This is a genomic window from Flavobacterium sp. AK-301, from assembly GCF_058310215.1.
Genome location: NZ_JBZEES010000014.1, coordinates 1 through 21,312 on the forward strand (window position 1 = coordinate 1; position 21,312 = coordinate 21,312).

Here is a 21,312-nt window from a genome sequence, read left to right on the forward strand (position 1 = left end):
GGATTGTCGTATAATTTCAATCAGTTTAAAATTGATATTGATAAATTTGATCCTAATATTCCTGATCCGGGAGTATATGACGATCGTTCGATTATCAATCATAACTTTGATGTGAGTATACTATACAGAGAGAAAAACTTCTATGCTAATTTTAGTATTGCTAATATTCTGGATAAGAACCTAGATAATTTTACCGGGATTGAGCCAATTACTTTAAGAACCTATCAGTTTTATACCGGCTATGTATTGAAAAAAGATCGATTAAGTAATTTTGAGATTGAGCCTTCCGCATTCTTTCAGTATTATGAAAGTGACGGACGTTCAAGTACAGATTTGAATTTAAAGTTTCGTTTTTTGCAACATGAAGATTATTTCTGGGCAGGAATCACCTATCGTTTTTTAAATGATCAGATGTTAGAGCCTTTAAGCATCGGACCGATGGCAGGACTAAAGAAGTCAAATTTCTATTTTGCTTACTCGTATCAGGTGACCACTAATAGTATTATGGGCTATAACTCAGGGACACATATGGTCACTCTGGGACTTGACCTGTTCCAGGGAATAAGTGATTGTCCTTGTATGGCAACAGCTCTTCCATAATGTAAAATGTTTTTTACAAACTATCAACTATTTAAGGCTTCTACTTTAATTTCCGGATCATTAAGCATATCTTTCAACATGTTTTCTATACCATTCTTCAAAGTAAAAGTAGAGGACGGGCAACCACTACAGGCTCCCTGTAATACCACTTTTACTCTTTTATCTTTCTCATCATAAGAATCAAACAAGATATTGCCACCATCAGCAGCAACCGCAGGCTTTACATACTCTTCAAGGATATTGATAATTTGTTGAGACGTAACATCCAGAGTATCAAATTTTTTCTCCTGTTGTTGTTCATGTTGCGGAGCAGCTGTAATCAGTGTTTCGTCAATGATTGTTTTGCCTTCCTCGATGTACTGTTTGATAAAAGAGCGAACTTCCTGAGTTACTTCCTGCCATTCACTTACATCATATTTTGTGATAGAGATATAGTTCTCATCAATAAAAATTTCTTTTACAAAAGGGAATTTAAAAAGTTCCTTTGCCAGAGGAGAAGCCTTTGTTTCATCGATATTTTTAAATTCCACAATGGTTTTGGTCAACATTTTACTGGCAACAAATTTTAATACAGAAGGATTCGGAGTACTTTCAACATAAACCGTTACCGGAACTTTTTTTGTAGTATTATTTTTTAGCTTAATGATTTCACCTCCTTTATTTACAAAATCTTCAATTTGTTCTGCAACAGCGTCTTTTACATCATCCCATTCTACAATGTTATATTTTTCAACAGCTATGAAATTTCCTGAAATATAAACTGTTTTTACAAACGGCAGATAGAATAATTGTTGTGCTAAAGGAGAGTCACCTGCTTCATCAATATTTTTAAATTCAAAATTATCTGTTTTAGTGATGAAATCCGGCAATTCAAATTTTATGATAGATGGACTCTGAGTCTCTTTGATCGTTACTTTAGTCATGATTTAAATTTTCTCCAAAATTAATGAACAAAAATGGTTGTTCTGCCAAATAAAAGAGTTTAAACAATAAATTAACATATTGATTTTGCGATACAGTTTAAAAAACAGTATAGTAATTTAATTTTTTTTATCCACATAACGTTAAGTGTTTTTATTAAATAAATATTTAGTAAATTTTGTTGATATATTTTATTGAATCGAAGGTTAAAATAGAAATTAAGTATTTTTATTTCTTTTCACCGTGTTTTTTCCTGTTAAATAACGCAATAATAACGCATTTATGGTTAATTGTTTTTAACATTCTTAGTTGTAATATGAATTTTTACTAAAATCATTAATGAAGAATAGAAATAAGTTGTTATGTTTGTGTTTTGTTAAATTGTGTTAAGATGCAAAAATTATTATTTTTTATAGGAATTAGTTTCAGTTTGTTATTTAGTGTAACGGATTCATATTCACAAATCAGTCTGAAAGATTCATTGATTAACCAAACTCATCCAAAAGTTATTGTAAAAGATAAGTACAATAACAAAGATACTATCACTATTGACTGTGATTATATTTTTGAACCTAATAAAGGAGTTCAGTTAACAGTAGAACATCCTATTATCAAAAAACCTACTGATTATGAAGTTTCAAAAATTCCGTTTGATCCCATAGGAGATTTCTCGGAAGGAACCATAATAGATATTTCAGGAGATGATAAGTGGAGTGAAGTTCAGAGAATTCCATTTAATTTTTGTTTTTATGGTAATCGGTTCAATTCTCTGATACTTGGAGATAACGGAGTGATTAGTTTTGATGTCAAAAATACCGGAACAGAGTGCCCCTATACTATTGCAGGATCTATCCCTAATCCCGGATTAATTCGAAATGCAATATTTGGAGCATATCATGATTTAACAAATGATAAAAATGTTTTCGGATGTTATAATCCCATTACAGGAGTAGATGATTGCGGTCAGATTTTAATGTATGTGACCGGAACAGCTCCTTTCAGGAAAGTAGTAATTAATTACTACAGAATGAATCATTTCGCTTGTGAAGTAAAATCGACTACCCAGATTGTATTATATGAGTCGACAAACATCATTGATATTTTTATAAAAAACAAATCGGCTACCTGCGCAACAGGAAACGAAAAAAAAGCCGTAATAGGGGTTATAAACGAGACAGGTACAGAAGGGTTAGCTGCTCCGGACAGAAACACAGGAATCTGGACTACCGAAGACGAAGCATGGAGATTTATACCTTCTGGTGCAGAAAGTTTTGTCTCATATGACTGGTATGAGAATTCTGCACGTCTTTATAAATATACTAAGGACGTTATTGTCTATCCAAAACAAAATACAACCTATAGTGCAAGAGTAACCTATAGTATTTGTCAGAATCTTACGCTGACAGATGATATAAAAGTGATTTTTTCTGAAGATTTCCCAACAGCAAAAAACGTAGATAAATCCTATTGCACTATAATTCCTACAGGGCAGACCACATTTAATGAAACGATTAATGTAGAAGCATTAATACCAGAAGTAACAGGAGTCCAGCAGGGACTTACAGTTACAATGCATAATTCATTAACAGATGCTAATTCAGGCGCTAATCCTTTGTCGGGAATGGATGCTTATCAGATGCAGGTGGCGACAAAAGTATTATATTTAAGAATCTCAAAAGGAGCAAACTGTTATACTACAGCAACCATTATATTAAGACTGTATCAGAAACCGGAAGGTTTTCAAGAAGAGCAGATATTAAATATATGTGATACAGGAGATGATGGAAAAGAATCGTTTTACCTCTCCAATCTTTCTAATAAACTAATAGGATATAAATCCTGGATGTATTTCCGATACTTTAAAAATGAAATCGATGCAGAAAATAATACCAATGCAATTTCTAATTATATTACGATAACCGGAGATACAGAGGTTTATTTCAGAGCCTATAATTATTATATGGCTTCTTCCTGTTATACTGTCTTTAAAGTAATTTTAAAATTACAAGAAGAAGTAAAACTAAAGGATCAGAAAATAACAGTATGTGACGATGATTTCGATGGAGTAGTAGAGTATAATCTTAAAAATAGTGAACTGACTAATATCCTTTTAGATGGACGAACAGATATTAATTTATCCTACTTTTATTATAAATCGTACGCAGAAAGCAATATATATCCAATTGCAGATCCAACTAAAGTTATAGCAAGAGAAGGAACAATACTTTACGTAAGAGGAGATATCGAAGGATTATGCGGAGGTGTAGCTAAAATAACCTTTACATTCTGTGAGTCAGATATAGAAGATGGAGGAGACACCTCCGGTGGCGGAAGCGGTGGCAATGGTAGTCCGGCTTGTATTGAGTCAGCTGGTCAGGATATAGATTTAAACACCTATTTTAAAGGTATGATTAAAGACGTGACACCAGCTCCCACACTTTATGGATTTTATGAAACACAAGAGGATGCTAAAAAAAATCAGAACAGAATTCCTGATACAAAAGCTTCCGCTTTCTATATTGAGAAAACTACAGAATTCTGGGTAAGATTTAAAGATAATAGAACAGGAGCAACAGCGGTAAGAAAAATAACAGCAGCTTTAAATAAAAAAGTAGAGATCGTATTGAATATAAATATTTGTGATTTCTATGACGATAAAAAAGAAAATGTTCTTCTGGAAGAGTATATAGAGAAATATACAGAACAATATCCGGAATCAGAAGTTACTTTTCACCTCACAAAAGAAGAAGCACAAACAGGAAAGAACCCTATCGAATCAGTAGTAGTACCTCCATCCGGAGTTATAGTATATACAAGCGTAAAAATAGATGCCTTTTGTACATTTGTTTATGATCTGAAGTTTAATTTAGTTGCTCTGGATAAACCGGAACTTCTCAAAGTTAAGATCTGTGATGATGAAAATGACGGAAAAGAAAAATATAATTTAACAGAACTTATTTCCGATCTGACAAAAGATTTCACAGAGTATATTTCCGCTGATTTTTATCCGATAAATTCCATAAAAGATGTTTATGATGAAGAAAATAAAATAGCGAATCTGACCGATTACGATATAACAAATGGTCATACTATTTATGTTCGTGTTAATTTCGAAGAAAGATGTCCCTTTATTCAGAAGATAGAATTTTCATTTTATGATTCGGTTATTCTTACACCGTTAACCCCCATTGAAGTTTGTGACTGGGACAGAAATCAGAGAGAACCCGTAGATTTAACACCCTTAATAACAGAAGGTAGTATAGATGAAAATGAAACACAAATAGATTTTTATCAGACATTAGATGCCGCTAAAAATGAAGATAATAAGTATAAAATAGATTCTCCCGATTCCTTTGAAGTAGGTCAGGCAGAAACAGAAATCTATATTCGATTAAGAAATAAAACAACCAATTGTGTTCTGATTAAACCCTATACAATATTCATGCATACACTTCCCGTGTCAGTGAATTCAGATCAGAGTATTTGTGATTTTGAAAATGATAACATTGAGAAAGAAGTGCTGTTAAGTACTTTTAATACCAAGTTGGTTGCTAATTCAACAGAATATACTTTTGAGTACTATAAAGACGCAGAAGAAGCAAAGAACCAAAAAAATGTTGTAACAAATTATGATATTATTGAAGGTGCAATCCTTTATGTAAGAATAATGAACCAGCAGGATTGCTTCATTATTGAGCCCGTTCAGTTCCACCTTACACTTTCTCCAGAGGTTAAAAATTATTCCACAATAATCTGTGATAATAATGGAGATAATAAAGAATACGTGAATTCGGGTCTTTACACATCATTCTTAGTTGATAATTCAAATGATTTTACCTTTACATTTCATGCTTCCGCTGACGATGCTGTTAAAGGAATTGGAGCAGTTTCCTCTACAAGTTATTTGATAAACGGATTCCCTAAAGATGTTTATGTCAGAATTAAAGATAAAACAGAAGGATGTTTCTCCATTGCAACGATTAATTTTTCAGTTCATCCCGCTATTGGGGTAAAAAATACAGTTACCTATTTATGCAATAAAGGTTCAGATATGAAAGAAGTTGTCAACCTTAAGGAATATATTCCCGGGATGATAACCGATGACGCTACAGTAAAAATTACCTATTACAAAACAGAGAACGGAGCGAATAATGAAACGGTATCCCAATTGATAGATGACCCGGAAAATTATCTTGCCACAGATGAGCAATCTTATGTATGGGTGCGTTTCCTGAATCCCGATACCGGATGTTATGCAGTAAGAAGTATAGAGATTAATATTATGGCTCCCCCAAAACTGATTAATAATTTCTATCAGGTCTGTGATGATAATCTGGACGGTATTTATACTTTAGATCTGACAAAAATAAATACATATGTAATTCAGAATCCGACAGGATTTACTTTCTCTTACTTTTTGGATCCAACAGAAGCACTAAATAATGAAAATCCAATTGTTGATTTTGAAAATTTTGTTATTCCTGATTTTATGAAGATTATTTATGTCAGAGCAACAAATAGATTTGGTTGTAGCGATGTAAAAACAGTTACCCTGTATACCCTTGATAAAGTTTCTTTATTAGAAGAAGAAGTAGATCTATATGCCTGTGATTATGATAACAGCGGATATAGAGTATTTGATCTGACATCAGCAGAGAAGCTTCTTACCTCAGAAAGTGGTGTCGATTTTATATACTACAGAACTCTGGAAGATGCCCAGAAGAATGAAAATACGATTACAGATAAAACAGCCTATACAAACAGTATAATTTATGCCGAAACAATCTATGTTCGTTTATCCAAAGCCACAAGATGTCCCGCTTTAGCAAGAGTGAAACTAAATACGTTCTACAGAAACTATAGCATTCCGGACAAATTAGAATACTGCGATAATGAAGCAGATAAAAAAGAATATATTAACTTACAGACCTACGTTCAGGATATTATAGGGGAAACCGGTTTAGAATTGGATTTTTATAAAAATAAATCCGATGCCGAATCACAAAGTAATGTTATACCCGATTCTACGAATTATTTACTGGAGCATTTTGATTCCACAGTGACATTATATGTCAGAATTACACATACCGTCAGTACCTGTTATTTTATTCAGGAACTGAATTTTACCAGATATCCGCCAGTCAAAGTGACTAATACTTCCGATTCAAAATGTGATATCGGAAAAGATATGCAGGAATACTTTGATCTGACCAGTTATGTTTCAAAAATGGTTGTTGATCCTTTCGTCTTAGAAATTACTTATTATACCACTAAAGAAGGAGCAGATAAAGAACTTGTTTCAGATAAGATAAATTCACCGGATAATTATTCAGCTATTCAGGAGAATGCCACGATTTATGTTCGTTTTGAAAATACTTCAGGTTGTTATATGATAGGAGAGATTGCACTGAAGATTTTACCATTACCGGAATTAACAGAACAACGTTATCAAGTATGTGATGACAACCTGGACGGGGTTTACACACAGGATCTTTCAGCTTTAGAAACGGTTATTATGGCTGATCCGGTAGGAAATACATTTGCTTATTTCCTTGACAGAGAAGACGCTTTAGATAGCGAAAATGAAATAATCGATTATAAAAATTTTGTAATCGATAGTTTTGAGAAAGACATTTATGTCAGAGTAACCAATGGTTTAAAATGTTTTGATGTTGTAAAAGCGACTCTTTTTACCCTTAATAAAGTACCATTATTAACAGAAGAAGTAGAATTAGTAGTTTGTGACAATGACAATAATGGTTTTGAAAAATTTGACCTCACACTGGCTCAGACCCTTCTTACCTCAGAAAGTGGCGTTGATTTCACCTATTATAGAACTTTAGAAGATGCTCAGAATGATGAGAATAAGATAATTGATTTTACAGCCTATCAGAATGGTATTATTTATACCGAAACAATCTATGTTCGTTTAGCGAAACCCGGAACCTATTGCCCCTCATTAGGGAAAATTAAAATAAATACATTCTATAAAGAGTATGATATTCCCGTATCATTACCCTATTGTGATAATAATGGAGATGGTGAAGAATATATTGATCTTCAGGAGTATATTCAGAATGTTCTGTCAGGAGAGACCGATCTGACCTTTACATTCTTTACCTCCCATAATAATGCGCTGACGAATACTAATGTTATTCCGAATTCGGAACATTATTTACTGAAAAAGTTTGATACTACCGTAACAGTATACGTAAGAATCACAAATATACTGGGATGTTATACCATTACAGAGCTGAAATTCAATAGATATCTTCCAATTCCGGCAGAAGACACGTCTACTGCAAAATGTGACCTGAAGTCCGATATGCACGAATATTTTGATCTTACTGAGTATATTCCGGATATGTTATCGGATACTTCCGATATAGATATTTCCTATTATGAAAGTTTTGAAGGAGCAGATGTAGCAACCACTTCCGATAAGATCAATAATTATGGTTCCTATTCCGTTACTCAGGAACAAAAAGATATCTGGATTCGTTTTCAGGACAGAATAACAGGTTGTTACACCGTTAAAAAACTGTCTATGATATTACTTCCACTTCCTCAGGTTATAGCCCCTGCAACAATGGAATACTGTGATGCAAATAATAATGGTTTCGAATCTTTCAGAATAGCAGATGCCATTCCGGAAATTACCGGAGGAGTAGCTGGTGTTGCCGTTACATTCTATGAATCAGATTCTGATCTTATTGCTGATACAAAAGTGATAAGTAGTCCATACACCAATAAGACAATCGATAAACAAACACTTTATTTCAGAGTTACCAATACAACAACAGGATGCTGGAGTAGAGGAGAGCTGAACTTACAGGTCAATCCATATCCCGTAATTCCAAAATTGCAGGATCTGGTAGAATGTGATATCAATGAAATAGACGGAAAGACTCCTTTCGATTTGACCTCACAGACCCTATATATTGAAAAGAGTTTATCATCGCCAACAACGCATAGTATTACCTATTATACTTCTGTAACAGACGCAGAACAAGAAGTAAATGCAATTGCTGATGTTGCGAATTACACTAACACCATTAATCCGCAGACGATCTGGGTTCGTCTGAATAATACCATAACCGATTGTTTCAGTATCGCTACATTCCAATTAAAAGTAAATAATCCTTTACCGTTAACCATACCGGATCCTTTACAGGTTTGCGATGATAATTATGATGGTATTTCCACTTTCAATCTGACTTCAAAAAACAATGAAGTACTAAAAGGAGCATCAGGATATACCGTAAAATATTATACAACAATAACAGACGCACAAAATAGTACAAATGAAATAACCGGTTCCCGGGCTTATAAAAGTAATAGCACTACCTTACATATCGTAGTGACAGATATAATAACAGGATGTAAAAGTTTTACAACATTAGAGATTATTGTACTGCCGTTGCCGGATCCGATTGCAAAATTAACACCATTAGAAGTCTGCGATGATAATAATCCGGGTGATGGAGTAGATGTTTTTGATCTGACTTTAAGCGAATTCGAGATTAGAAACGGAAATACAAGTGTAGAAACAGGATATTATACCACGTGGTTAGATGCAGCAAATGAAACAAACAGAATAACTAATCCAAAAACCTATATATCAGGAAGCAGTACACTGTTTGTCAGAGTTACCAATCCAAGCGCAAAAAGATGTTATGTGATCGTACCACTGAAACTGGAATTGAACCTATTACCCAATTCAGGAGATAACAACGTAATTTCAGATTACGTATTATGCGGAAGTAAAGGAACAACAACATTCGATCTGACCACCAAGACAGCAGAAGTATTAGGACAACAACATCCATCCGGATTTACAGTCACCTATCATCAGAGTCCTCAGGAAGCCATTAGCGGAATCAATGCATTACCAGATAAATATGCTAACATAATTAATAATCAGACGATCTATGTCAGAGTACAGAACAAAGTAACTAATTGTGTAAATCCTTATGGTAAATTTAAACTGATCGTTGAAGAACAGGCAATAGCGAATAAACCCGCCGATTTCCCTTTCTTTTGCGATGAGCAGGATGGTGTAAATGACGGAATAGCAGTATTTGATCTGACTTCCCTGATTCCGGAGATATTAGCAGGTCAGGATACCTCCGTTTATATAGTGAGTTTCTATCAGAATAAAACAGACGCTGAAACAAATACAAACCCAATTTCAAATCCCGAATCATATCAAAATAGCAGCAGTCCCGAAAATCAGACGATCTGGATCAGAGTCATCAATAGTACAGGAACCTTGCGCTGTCAGGATATAACAACCGTTGAATTATCCGTTGGCATCGTTCCGGAACCAACATTAAGATTTGAAAACGCAAATATCTGTGTCGATTATACTACAGGAGAACGTATGAAAACCGTATCCCTTCATTCCGGATTATCAGCAACAGATTACTATTTTGACTGGTATAAAGACGGTAAACTGATTCCCGGAGTAGATGGAGCAACTCACGAAGCAGGAGAATCCGGTTTCTATGAAGTAATAGCGACACACAAAGAGACAGGATGTATCTCTAAATCAGGTGAGTTTACATCCCATATACTGGATAAAAGTTCTCCCGCTATTATTAAAGATATAAAAATAAGTGCAGCCTTTACAGAGCACCAGTCTATTACAGTAATAGTAGAAGGTCACGGAGAATACGAATATCAACTGGATAACGAACCGTCCCAGAGTTCCCCGGTATTCCATGATGTTCCGTCAGGACTTCATAAAGTAACAGTCAGAGAAATACTGGAAGGTTGCGGAGAAGTTTCAAGAGAAGTGCTGTTAATTAATTATCCACATTATTTTACCCCAAACGGAGACGGGTACCATGATACCTGGAACATAGATGATCTTAGCGGACAGGAAAATGCCATAATCCATATTTTTGATCGATATAGTAAACATATTAAAACAATACGTCCGGCAGAAGGTATAGGATGGGACGGAACATACAATGGTTATGCTCTGCCTTCCACAGATTATTGGTTTACAGCGATTTATATAGAAGAAGGAGTACAAAAAGAATTTAAAGCACATTTTTCATTAAAAAGATAACTAACATTATGGATTTAAAAAAATGGTTTGTACTTATAACAATATTAATTACAAACATTTCATTTTCGCAGGAAGGAATAGCCATATATTCAGACTATTTAACAGATAACTATTATCTGATACATCCATCAATGGCAGGAGCAGCTAATTGTGCAAAAATCAGATTGACCGCACGTCAGCAGTGGTCCGGTCAGGATAATGCACCAAAATTGCAGACACTGAGTTTTAATACACCAGTAGGAGACCATTCCGGGGTTGGAGTAATACTGTTTAATGACAAGAACGGATACCATTCTCAAAAAGGAGCAAAACTGACCTATGCACATCATCTTAATTTTTCAAATTATGATGATGAGTTAAATCGTTTATCTTTCGGTATGAATGCCGGTTTGATTCAGAGTCAGCTGGATGAGACCAGTTTTGGGTCAGACTATGATCCGAATATAACCGGAGGGATAAAAAAATACTCCTACTTTAATATTGATATCGGAGCCACCTATCAGTATATGGATTTCTATACACATCTGACTGTTAAAAATGTAATTGCCAATAAAAGAGAGATCTATAGCGATTATGAATCCGATAATCTGAAAAAGTTTTTATTCAGTACAGGGTATGTTTTTGGGCGTTATAGCGATATACAATGGGAGCCATCCGTATTATTCCAGTTAATAGAAGAAACCAAAGAAAAAAATATTGATGTGAATCTGAAGGTCTATAAAAATATGGATTTCGGGAAAATATGGGGAGGTCTTTCCTACAGAAGAAGTTTTGACGGAGTAAAATCCAGTCAGCACAGAGATATCGAAGATACCAAACTGCAATATCTTACACCGATTATTGGCGTGAATTATAGAAACTTTATGTTTGCCTATACCTATACCTATTTAACAGGAAATACCAAACTTGATAATAAAGGATTTCATCAGATAACCGTAGGACTTAATTTATTTTGCAAAAAAGAGAGATTTAGTTGTAATTGTCCCGCAGTTAATTAACTTTGAGTTCCGTTAATTAGATTTCAGTTTGTTGAATTGAAGTAGATAAAAGAAAATATATGTTAGTAAAATCGGTAAAAGGAAAGAGTCCGGTTATTCCGGAAGATTGTTACGTAGCAGAAAATGCTACCATAATCGGAGACGTTTCTTTCGGAGAATCCTGTAGTGTCTGGTTTAATGCCGTTATAAGAGGAGATGTTCATTTTATAAAAATCGGTAATAAAGTGAATATTCAGGATGGAGCAGTTATTCATTGTACCTACCAGAAGCATCCCACCATAATAGGAAACAACGTTTCCATAGGACACAATGCCATTGTACACGGTTGTACAATACAAGATAATGTTCTGATAGGAATGGGAGCCATTGTAATGGATAATTGTATCATAGAAAGCAACTCCATTGTTGCAGCAGGAGCAGTCGTCACTCAGAATACCGTAGTAGAATCCGGCACAATATATGCCGGAGTTCCGGCAAAAAAAGTAAAAGATATCAATGCTTCCGCTTTTTCCGGAGAAATTGAACGCATTTCAAATAATTATGTAATGTATTCAGGCTGGTTGAAAGATGAAGAGTAGGTTATTCGTTATTTAGTTCAAAGTTGCAAAGTTAGCAGGGCAGTTCAAGACCAATAACTAACAACCAACAACTATTCTCCGGTATCACATTTTACTAATAACATTTCACCTCTCACAAAAAACTATCAATTATTAATTATCAACTAAATAAAATGGTCAACTAACTTAAAAGTCTTTCTCTATAACAGGATATTTATGTTCCAGTATAGAAGCAAGTACCTTAGAATCCGCATTAGTATAGAATAAATTGCTATTTCCGGTATCTGTATTTGGATTTAGTCCGTTATTCTCATTAAGAATGAACTGAGTTTGTCTTGCAACCGCCTCACCCGAGTCAATGATCTTAATATGCGGAGGAATAATTTTTTTGATTTGAGGGATTAGATAAGGGTAGTGTGTGCATCCCAATACCAAATAATCAATATTTGCTTTAATCATCGGAGTAAGATACGCATGGAGTAGCTCTGTCATCTCAGGCGACTCCATATCGCCGTTTTCGATTAGCTGAACTAGTCCGTAACCTACCTGTTCAATAATCTGAACCTCATTAAATCGAGTTACTATAGAATGAAAAAGGTCACTGCTCAGAGTACCTTTTGTCGCCAGTACCCCGATAATTTGTGTTTTAGAATTATTAGCAGCAGGTTTTATAGCAGGCTCAATACCGATAAACGGGACGTCATATTTAGCTCTTAGTTCCTTAATTGCATTTGTTGTAGCCGTATTACAGGCAACAACAACGATTTTACAATTTCTCTCTAAAAGGAATTCCGTATTTTTAAAACTTAGATGAATAATCTCCTCTTTTGTTTTCTGACCATAAGGAGCATTTTTATTATCTGATAAATAAATGGTATCCTCATTTGGTAATAAAAGATGTACCTCTTTCCATATAGAAGTCCCTCCAATACCTGAATCAAATAATCCAATAGGGTTTGTAGCTATCATAAAACAAATATAAAAAAAACTGCTCAATTAATTGAGCAGTTTTTTAAATGTATTATTTAAGGATTCAGATTAGAAACCTAAATCTTTTTTAACATCATTCAATAAGTTTGGACCATCAGCAAAGATAACACCACCACCACTTGAAGCATCAAGAACATATTGGTATCCTTTTGCTTTCGCTACTTTTTGAATCGCTAATCTTGCTTTCTCTAAGATTGGTTTGAAGATATCCTCTTGTTTTTGTTGTAACTCTTTTTGAGCAGTCTCTCTGTATTGAGTAATGTTCTGTCCAAGAGTCTGAACCTCTTTAGAACGCTCTTCATTTACTTTATCTCCTACAGTAGAAGCTTCCTGCTCGTATTTTTTTAATTTATTCTGATATTCTTCAACCATTGTTCTGTACTCAGTATCGTACGTTTTGCTCAATTTTTCAATCTGAGCCTGAGCCGCTTTCATTTCAGGCATAGTAGTCATTAATTCACTAACGTCTATATGCGCTACTTTTGCTTGTGCGTTAGCAGTTTGGTTAATACCAAAAAATAGTACTGCTGCAATTAATAGGGTTTTTACTTGTTTCATCATTTTAAAAGTATTAATTAATTTTTGTTTTTGTTTTCTTCTCTTTCTTTAAGTTTTTCTTCTCTCTCTCTTTTAGCCGCTTCCCTTGCTTCTAATATTTTTCGTTTTCTTTCCTCTATATCTTTTTTACGCTCTTCAATCTTTTTGTTTCGTTCGTTTTCTGCTTCTGTACCAGTAGAATTGTCAGTTGCTTTCTCTGTAGCAGAAGTATTTTCAGCAGGAGTTTCACCTTTCTTTTTTGCTTCTCTTTCTTGTTTTAGTTTCTCTCTTCTTTCGTCAAACGCTTTCTTTCTGTCATCAAACGCTTTCTTTCTTTCCTCAAGTAAACGTTCTCTTTCTGCTTTTTTCTCTTCAAGGATTTTCTTTCTTTCCGATAAAGCCTCATTATCATCTTCCATATCCTCTTTAGCCTCCTGTGCTTCAATTTCTTTAAGCTCTTTTTTGCTTACTTGCCCTCTTTTTGAAGCACGGGTAAGAACTCTGACGACCTGATCACTAACATCATATTTTTTAGCTCCATATAGAATAGTCAGATCAGAAGATTTGTCAAATATGAAATCATATTTTTTACTTTCAGCCATATCCTGTACCGCTGTAAAGATTTGATCCTGTATCGGTTTTATCAGACCTGCTTTCTGAAGAATCAGATCACCTCCCGGTCCAAATCTTTTTTGCTGATAATCCAATAATTCACTTTCCAGAAACTTAATTTCATCCTCCCGTTCCTCAATAAGCTCCTTAGTAAGAAGAGCCCTTTCAATTTTTAAAGTTTCCTTAAACTTTACGATCTCATTTTTTTTAACTTCAATCTCCTGTTTCCATTTTTGGGCTTTTTCTTCCAGTTGATTTTTAGCCTGAGTATAATCCGGTACATTCTCCAGAATGTATTCCATATCAATATAGCCGATTCTGATTCCTCTTGTTTGCGCTTCAGCCGAAAAAGAAGCAGAAACCGTAATAAACAGTATTATAATATGCTTTCTCATAACTCTCAAGTATTTATTAGAAAATATCATGCCAAGTTTTTAAAATTGTTGTCCGATAATAAAGTGAGTTTCCCACCCGTTCTTTTGCGTTGTTCCCGGAATAGCATCAAAACCATGTCCGAAATCAATACCTAAAAGACCAAAGGCCGGCATAAATACTCTTAGTCCGAATCCGGCAGATCTTTTTAAAGTAAATGGATCAAACTCTTTAAAAGTATCATAAGAATTACCCGCTTCAAAGAAGGTTAGGGCATAGATAGAAGCAGCAGCTTTTAAAGTAATAGGGTATCTTAACTCCAGTGTGAATTTATTATATATAGTTCCACCATCCGTAGAAGATAAAGACTGATTAGGGTAACCTCTTAACTGGATGATTTCACGCCCATCCAGCGCATAATTCGCTAATCCGTCACCACCCACAAAGAATCTTTCAAAAGGAACTAACCCTCTATCATGATTGTAAGCCCCTAAGAAACCAAATTCTCCCAGAGTACGTAATACTAATTTATCATAGATAGTAGTATACCAGTCTGCTTTAAATTTAATTTTATAATATTCTAACCAGTTGTATTTCTTTTGGTCAATTTTTGCCTGATTAGGAGTACCATCTGCATTCTGATATTCTTTCTGATTTTTCAGATCCGCATAATCCACATTGTTGAACAAAGAATATGGGAAAGTTAGTTTAGCACTAATACTGAATTCCGATCCATAAGTAGGGAAAATAGGATTTACCCCTTTGTTATTTCTGCTAAGACCAATAGTATACGCTAAGTTTTTTGAACTACCATTACCAAAAGTGAATAGTCCTGTATTATAATTTTTCAGATCATAGTACTGAAAACTTATTGCCTGTGAGAATACAAAATAATCATCCGGTACATTCAGCCTTTTTGCTAATCCTACAGAAAGAGAAGTAATATTAAAACTTCTGGTTCTGTCAACATCCCTGTTTGAATAGTTATATAAGAACTGCTTACTGTGTGATATCGATGTAGAGAACTGTACTGGTTTTTTACCACCAAACCAAGGTTCAGAGAAAGAAAGACTATAAGTTCTGAAATAGGTGCTTCCTTGTAATCTTAGTGCCAGTTTCTGACCATCGCCCATTGGAAGAGGTTTGTAAGCCTCTTTCTTGAACATATTTTTGACAGAGAAGTTGTTGAAAGAAAGCCCCAGCGTACCGATGAATCCACCGCCACCGTAACCTCCTTGTAGTTCCACCTGACTAGCTCCTTTTTCAACTAAATGGTATTCAACATCCACCGTACCGTCATTAGGATTTGGTTTTATATCCGGTCGGATTGCCTCCGGATCAAAGAATCCTAAAGCACCGATCTCTCTAATTGTTCTTACAACATCTTCTTTACTCCATTTTTGTCCCGGTTTTGTACGTAATTCACGATAAATAACAGGATCATTCGTTTTGTCGTTACCCACCACAGATATTTTATTGAAATAAGCCATTGGTCCCTCAACAATTCGGATTTCGAAATCAATAGTATCATTTGCTGTTTTTACTTCAACAGCATTGATATTTGAGAATAAATATCCATTGTTCTGATATAAGTTGGTAATATCTTCCCCATCCGGTCGCGTCTGATCCGAAATTCTTTTCTGAAGTAAAAGACCATTATAAACATCCCCTTTTTTAAGTCCTAAAACACGGCTGAGTTGTTGATTCGTATAAACAGAATTCCCTAAGAATTTGAAATCTCCAAAATAGTATTTTTCCCCTTCTTCAAGGTTAATCTTAATTGCTACAGTATTCTTTTCCTTGTTATACGCTATTGAATCCGATACAATACGCGCATCACGATAACCTCTTTCCTTATATTTGTCTACAATATTTACAAGATCTTCTTTGTATTTATCTTTAATATACTTTGAAGCTTTGAAAATACGCAAAGGGCTAATACTTTTCCGTTTCGTGTTTTTCATTGCTTTTCTGAGCTTTTTATCGCTCAGCATTTCATTACCTTCAAAAGTGATTGCACTAACTTTAACTTTATCACCTTTATCGATATTAATCACCATATTTACCTCATTACCTTTTATAGTGTCAAGAATAGTGTTAATAGCAACTTTAGTATTGTAGAATCCGTCTTTTTTGTATTTATTTTCAATATAATTTTTTGTAGTAGTAATAAGGTTTTCATTTACAATCTTACCCTTAGTAAGTCCGTTATCTTTAATCAGACCCTCTTTTTTGGATTTTTTAACTCCTTGAATTTTAACCTCTTTCAGTTTCGGCAATTCAGAAATGTTCAGATCAAGATAAATACTGTCTCCAGAAACACGGTTTACATAAAAGTTAATATCATTAAAAAGACCAAGTTTCCATAATTTTTTAATGGCGTTACTTATCTCTTCACCCGGTACAGTGATTTTCTGTCCTTTTTCAAGTCCTGCAAACGTAACAATGGTCTGTTGATTATAACTTACTTTACCAATTACATCTACACCGGCTAACACATACTGTTGTCCTCTATCAAAATCCGTACTTTTTTGAGCACTTACCTGAAAAATATTTCCTAAAACTAAAACCGTTAAGAATAGTTTAATGCTTTTATCTAACATTAAAAATTTATTTAATTTGTTCACTTGTTTTTCCAAATCTGCGTTCTCTTTTTTGATAACTGATGATGGCCTCATATAAATCTTTTTCTCTGAAATCAGGCCACAGTACGTCCGTAAAGTACAGTTCTGCATAGGCAATCTGCCATAGCAGGAAGTTACTTATACGGTATTCACCACTGGTTCTGATTAATAAATCTACATCTGGTAAATTTTGCGTGTAAAGATGCTGATTAATAATTGATTCGTCAATATCGTCTGTTGAAATTATATTATTTTTAACTTTACTGCTTATGCTTTTAACCACACTGATCAATTCTTCCCTGGACCCATAGCTTAACGCCAGTGTCAGTGTCATTCTTGAATTTTCTTTTGTCTTGGCAATAACGTCCAGAAGTTCTTTCTGTGCAGATTTAGGAAGCTGATTTAAATTACCGATAGAGTTGAGTCGGATATTGTTCTTTTGAAGCAGAGGAAGTTCATTCTTTAAAGAACTAACAAGTAGCTTCATTAAAGTGTCCACCTCCAGTTTAGGTCTGTTCCAGTTTTCAGTTGAAAAAGCATAAAGAGTTAGGTTTTCAATACCCAGTTTTGCGCTTGTTTCCACGACTTCTCTAACTGCTTTTGTGCCACTTTCATGTCCCAAAGTTCTCAGGAATCCTTTTTGTTTTGCCCATCTGCCATTACCATCCATAATAATAGCAAGGTGTTTCGGCAAATTTTCTTTATTTATATTGTTTATTAAATCCATTCTTTACTCACGGCAATAGCAAGGTTTATTTCCAAAGGTATAAGTAAGGGTTAGCCCTGTAAAAACATACCAGTCCTCATTGTTAATGTTTCCGAATTTTAAATGTTGATAGGCTTCACCACCCGGATTACTTCCGTCCAGGTTATCTGTGAATGTATATCTCGCACCTACTTCAAGACCAAGAACGAAGTTTTCGGTCAGTCTTGTCTTTATTCCCAGTGTTATAGGTATTGCTAAAGAACTTTTATTTCCGTCCTTTCGAGTCTCTCCGTTTACTATATATAGCTCATCATACATAACATAACTCAGTCCCGAGTATATATAAGGAGTAGTAACAAATCCTGATTCATGCAAATTAAATTCAAAAAAATTAAATTCGAGACCTAAAGATACTTCTTTTATGTTATTTTCAAAATCATAACCCCTTTGTTTTCTGGCAGGCATATCTGACTTTCTGTCCGTAGCAGAGATTTTACTCTGCGTATAAGAGAATCGGAAAGCATGTCTCGGACTTTTGTTCCATTTGTACAAAACACCAAAAGCACCTCTGTTAGGTGCAATATAAGTAGTAGGTCCTATGTCACCTATATAATTGCTTCCCCCAAGAAAGACACCAAACTCATGGATTTGAGCTTGTACACTAATTAGTGAAAAAAGACAGACAAAAGAAAGTAAGATTCTATTCATTTATTTAAAAATAGTGTGCAAATATAATAATAATGTATTGCCAATTAATCGACTGGTTTCTAAATTTGAGAGTTTTTTTAAAAATAAAATAAAATAATTTATAAAAAGACAAACTTATACAACCATTTTAAACGTGATTTATCTAATTTATAGTATGAATTAATGGTTAAATATCCATTTAGTTTCTTTTATCCTCCCCCCAAAGTAATTTTTTTCGGATCGTTTTTAAAAAGTCTTCTTCAGGAAATTCGATCATATTGATCTTAAAAGGTGTTTTTTGTACAGTCAATATAGTTTCATTATCCATAAAAGTAATTCTGGAATCCAGAGAGACCAAATATTGTGATTCCCGTCCCGAAACTTTTAATGTAATTTTAGTATTGTCCGGTATCACTAAAGGTCTTGCGTTTAAATTATGTGGTGCAATAGGCGTAATAACAAGACTTTCCACATCAGGCATTAAAAGAGGACCGCCACAACTTAAAGAATAACCCGTTGAGCCTGTCGGAGTAGAAATGATTAGTCCGTCAGCCCAGTAAGAATTTAGATATTCACCATTTAAATACGTTTCTATAGTAATCATGGCAGTAGTATCCTTTCTGTTGACCGTTACCTCATTCATGGCGAAATTGATTTCTTCAATATCCGCATTTTCAGGATTACATTCCAGGCTTAAAAGAGTTCTGGGTGAAACAGAATATTTTTTCTCAAAAACGAAATTTAAAAATTGTTCTATGTTTTCCTTCTGAATCTTAGCCAAAAAGCCCAGTCTTCCGGCATTGATTCCTAATATCGGTATCCCGGAATCCCTTACAAAAGTAGCAGCCCTTAAAATAGTTCCGTCCCCCCCGATACTGATCAGAATATCAAAAGAATCGTTTAATTCCCTATAAGATTCAAAAGTAGAGTATTCACTGACCCCTATGTTTCTTTCCAATAGTAGGTCAGAGTAGTTTTTTTCCAGGACTATTTCTATTTTATTTTTATTTAATATACGAAGAATCTCATAAATGATCTCTTCTGTACTCTGCTGGTAGTATTGTCCGTAAACAGCGACTTTCATATATTAAATATTTAAATATTTATCAAGGTAATCCGAACGGTCTTTCAGGCTCTGGATATAAGAATCTTCCTGATGTTCAGAGACGATCTCATAATTAAACCTTCTGAAAGTCTGGATAATTTCATTAATATTCCCCAGATTTATTTTCAGAGTAATTCGCGTTTTTTCAGGATTACTGTCAGAAATGAACAGTCCCAGCAACGTATTATTATTGCTTTCCACAATCTGAACGATCTGGCTTATAGAGTATCCGTTTGTTTCTTTTTCTACGATTAAGATAGCGCCCTGTTCTTTCAGGAAAGGAGTTTCATTAAATAGTTTTATAATATCAATAACCTCGTAATATCCAAGATATACATTGTCCTTGCTTAATATCGGCATGATATTCGTCTGATTTCTTGCAAAATATTCCAGGACATCAAGCCATAACGCATCCTCCCTTACAAAAAAACTTTCCAGAGTATAACGGTAATCAATGATTGTTTTTTCAGATTCAAATGTTTCAGCATCTTCAGAATCAATACATCCCAGATAAACATTCTGTTCAATTACCGGAAAGTGAGAAAAAGTAGTCTGGTTGAAGAAATCCTGAACCGTTCCGATTGTGTCGTGACTGTCAAACGGACTAAAATCGTTATTGATAAGTGCTGTAATGTCTATCATAATTAATTTATAGATAATCGATTGCAAAATAATCAAAATTTAGAACAATACACCTTGTTTAACTTCGTATTTTTGTAATCATTAATAAAGTGTTACTTTAGATTCTAAATCCGATAAAAATAAAACAATAATAATGACAAAGTTAAGCGTAAATATTAATAAAATTGCTACACTTCGAAATTCTCGTGGCGGAAATGTTCCCAATCTGATTAAAGTAGCACAAGATATTCAGGAATTTGGCGGACAAGGAATAACCATTCACCCAAGACCAGACGAAAGACATATTCGTTATCAGGATGCCCGTGATCTGAAATCCGTTGTTTATACAGAATATAATATCGAAGGAAATCCCGTAAAAAGTTTTATTGATCTGGTGCTTGAAGTAAAGCCGACACAAGTAACACTCGTTCCCGATGCAGAAGATGCCATTACCTCTAATGCAGGATGGGATACCATAAAGCACAAATCCTTTTTGCAGGAAGTAATCCGGGAATTTCAGCATAACGGGATCAGAACCTCCATTTTCGTAGATCCCGTTCCGGCGATGATTGACGGAGCTAAAGAAACAGGAGCCGAAAGAATTGAGTTGTATACAGAATCATTTGCCCATGAATACGGTTTAGGAAATCAAAAAGGAATACTACCTTATATAGAAGTCGCAAAACAGGCAAACCAATTAAATCTGGGAATCAATGCCGGTCACGATCTGAGTTTGGAAAATATAAAATTCTTTAAAGAAAACATACCCGGTCTGCTCGAAGTATCCATAGGACACGCATTAATAGCAGAATCCCTGTATTTAGGATTAGAAAATGTAGTTAATATGTATCTTCAGAAGCTGAAATAGTTGATAGTTTGTGAGATGTAAAATGTTTTTTGTAAAAA

At 34.4% G+C, this 21,312-nt stretch carries 14 protein-coding genes; 5 read left to right on the forward strand and 9 right to left on the reverse strand.

Annotated elements, in window-relative coordinates:
- Nucleotides 1-600 (forward strand): PorP/SprF family type IX secretion system membrane protein (locus tag AC4FQX_RS13810; protein WP_491168303.1); only part of this gene is annotated, 600 nt, incomplete at its 5' end.
- Nucleotides 601-623: 23 nt separating this feature from the next.
- Here the strand turns inward: AC4FQX_RS13810 and AC4FQX_RS13815 are convergent.
- The gene (locus AC4FQX_RS13815) at nucleotides 624-1,523 is read right to left on the reverse strand and encodes a NifU family protein (RefSeq protein WP_491168304.1); all 900 of its coding nucleotides are present in this window, start codon (nucleotides 1,521-1,523) and stop codon (nucleotides 624-626) included.
- Between the two features lie 389 nt (nucleotides 1,524-1,912).
- Between AC4FQX_RS13815 and AC4FQX_RS13820 the strand changes: the two genes are divergently transcribed.
- From AC4FQX_RS13820 to AC4FQX_RS13830, 3 genes are read left to right on the forward strand one after another with little or no spacing between them, the layout of a single operon-like run.
- Nucleotides 1,913-10,597 carry a T9SS type B sorting domain-containing protein gene (locus AC4FQX_RS13820; protein ID WP_491168305.1) on the forward strand — a complete coding sequence of 2,895 codons (8,685 nt, stop codon included), beginning with the start codon at nucleotides 1,913-1,915 and terminating at the stop codon, nucleotides 10,595-10,597.
- Nucleotides 10,598-10,605: 8 nt separating this feature from the next.
- Nucleotides 10,606-11,595 (forward strand): PorP/SprF family type IX secretion system membrane protein, encoded by a 990-nt coding sequence (locus AC4FQX_RS13825; RefSeq protein ID WP_491168306.1) that lies wholly within the window; start codon nucleotides 10,606-10,608, stop codon nucleotides 11,593-11,595.
- Nucleotides 11,596-11,654: 59 nt separating this feature from the next.
- On the forward strand, nucleotides 11,655-12,173 hold the full coding sequence (locus tag AC4FQX_RS13830) for a gamma carbonic anhydrase family protein (protein WP_491168307.1): 519 nt from the start codon (nucleotides 11,655-11,657) through the stop codon (nucleotides 12,171-12,173).
- 165 nt (nucleotides 12,174-12,338) lie between these two features.
- On the opposite strand, the gene murI is transcribed toward AC4FQX_RS13830, so the two are convergent.
- The 8 genes from murI to AC4FQX_RS13870 all read right to left on the reverse strand — a co-directional run bounded on the left by murI (nucleotide 12,339) and on the right by AC4FQX_RS13870 (nucleotide 20,427).
- Nucleotides 12,339-13,121: a glutamate racemase gene (murI, locus tag AC4FQX_RS13835; protein ID WP_491168308.1), complete on the reverse strand. Its 783-nt coding sequence runs from the start codon at nucleotides 13,119-13,121 to the stop codon at nucleotides 12,339-12,341.
- Nucleotides 13,122-13,190: 69 nt separating this feature from the next.
- Nucleotides 13,191-13,700 carry an OmpH/Skp family outer membrane protein gene (locus AC4FQX_RS13840; protein WP_491168358.1) on the reverse strand — a complete coding sequence of 170 codons (510 nt, stop codon included), beginning with the start codon at nucleotides 13,698-13,700 and terminating at the stop codon, nucleotides 13,191-13,193.
- Nucleotides 13,701-13,717: 17 nt separating this feature from the next.
- Nucleotides 13,718-14,686: an OmpH/Skp family outer membrane protein gene (locus tag AC4FQX_RS13845; protein ID WP_491168309.1), complete on the reverse strand. Its 969-nt coding sequence runs from the start codon at nucleotides 14,684-14,686 to the stop codon at nucleotides 13,718-13,720.
- A gap of 39 nt (nucleotides 14,687-14,725) precedes the next feature.
- A complete protein-coding gene (bamA, locus tag AC4FQX_RS13850; RefSeq protein WP_491168310.1) occupies nucleotides 14,726-17,341 on the reverse strand; it encodes an outer membrane protein assembly factor BamA in 2,616 nt (871 codons plus the stop codon).
- A complete protein-coding gene (gene uppS, locus AC4FQX_RS13855; protein ID WP_491168311.1) occupies nucleotides 17,274-18,014 on the reverse strand; it encodes an undecaprenyl pyrophosphate synthase in 741 nt (246 codons plus the stop codon). The genes bamA and uppS overlap by 68 nt, the downstream gene beginning before the upstream one ends.
- A 3-nt stretch (nucleotides 18,015-18,017) precedes the next feature.
- On the reverse strand, nucleotides 18,018-18,701 hold the full coding sequence (gene porG, locus AC4FQX_RS13860) for a type IX secretion system protein PorG (protein WP_491168312.1): 684 nt from the start codon (nucleotides 18,699-18,701) through the stop codon (nucleotides 18,018-18,020).
- Nucleotides 18,702-18,879: 178 nt separating this feature from the next.
- Nucleotides 18,880-19,764 carry an NAD kinase gene (locus AC4FQX_RS13865; RefSeq protein ID WP_491168313.1) on the reverse strand — a complete coding sequence of 295 codons (885 nt, stop codon included), beginning with the start codon at nucleotides 19,762-19,764 and terminating at the stop codon, nucleotides 18,880-18,882.
- A gap of 3 nt (nucleotides 19,765-19,767) precedes the next feature.
- Entirely contained in the window at nucleotides 19,768-20,427 is a 660-nt protein-coding gene (locus AC4FQX_RS13870; RefSeq protein ID WP_491168314.1) for a CBS domain-containing protein, read from the reverse strand.
- 133 nt (nucleotides 20,428-20,560) lie between these two features.
- Here AC4FQX_RS13870 and AC4FQX_RS13875 point away from each other — a divergent pair, with 133 nt between their 5' ends.
- Nucleotides 20,561-21,274, forward strand: coding sequence for a pyridoxine 5'-phosphate synthase (locus tag AC4FQX_RS13875; RefSeq protein ID WP_491168315.1), 714 nt, complete (start codon nucleotides 20,561-20,563; stop codon nucleotides 21,272-21,274).
- Nucleotides 21,275-21,312: the final 38 nt, after the last annotated feature.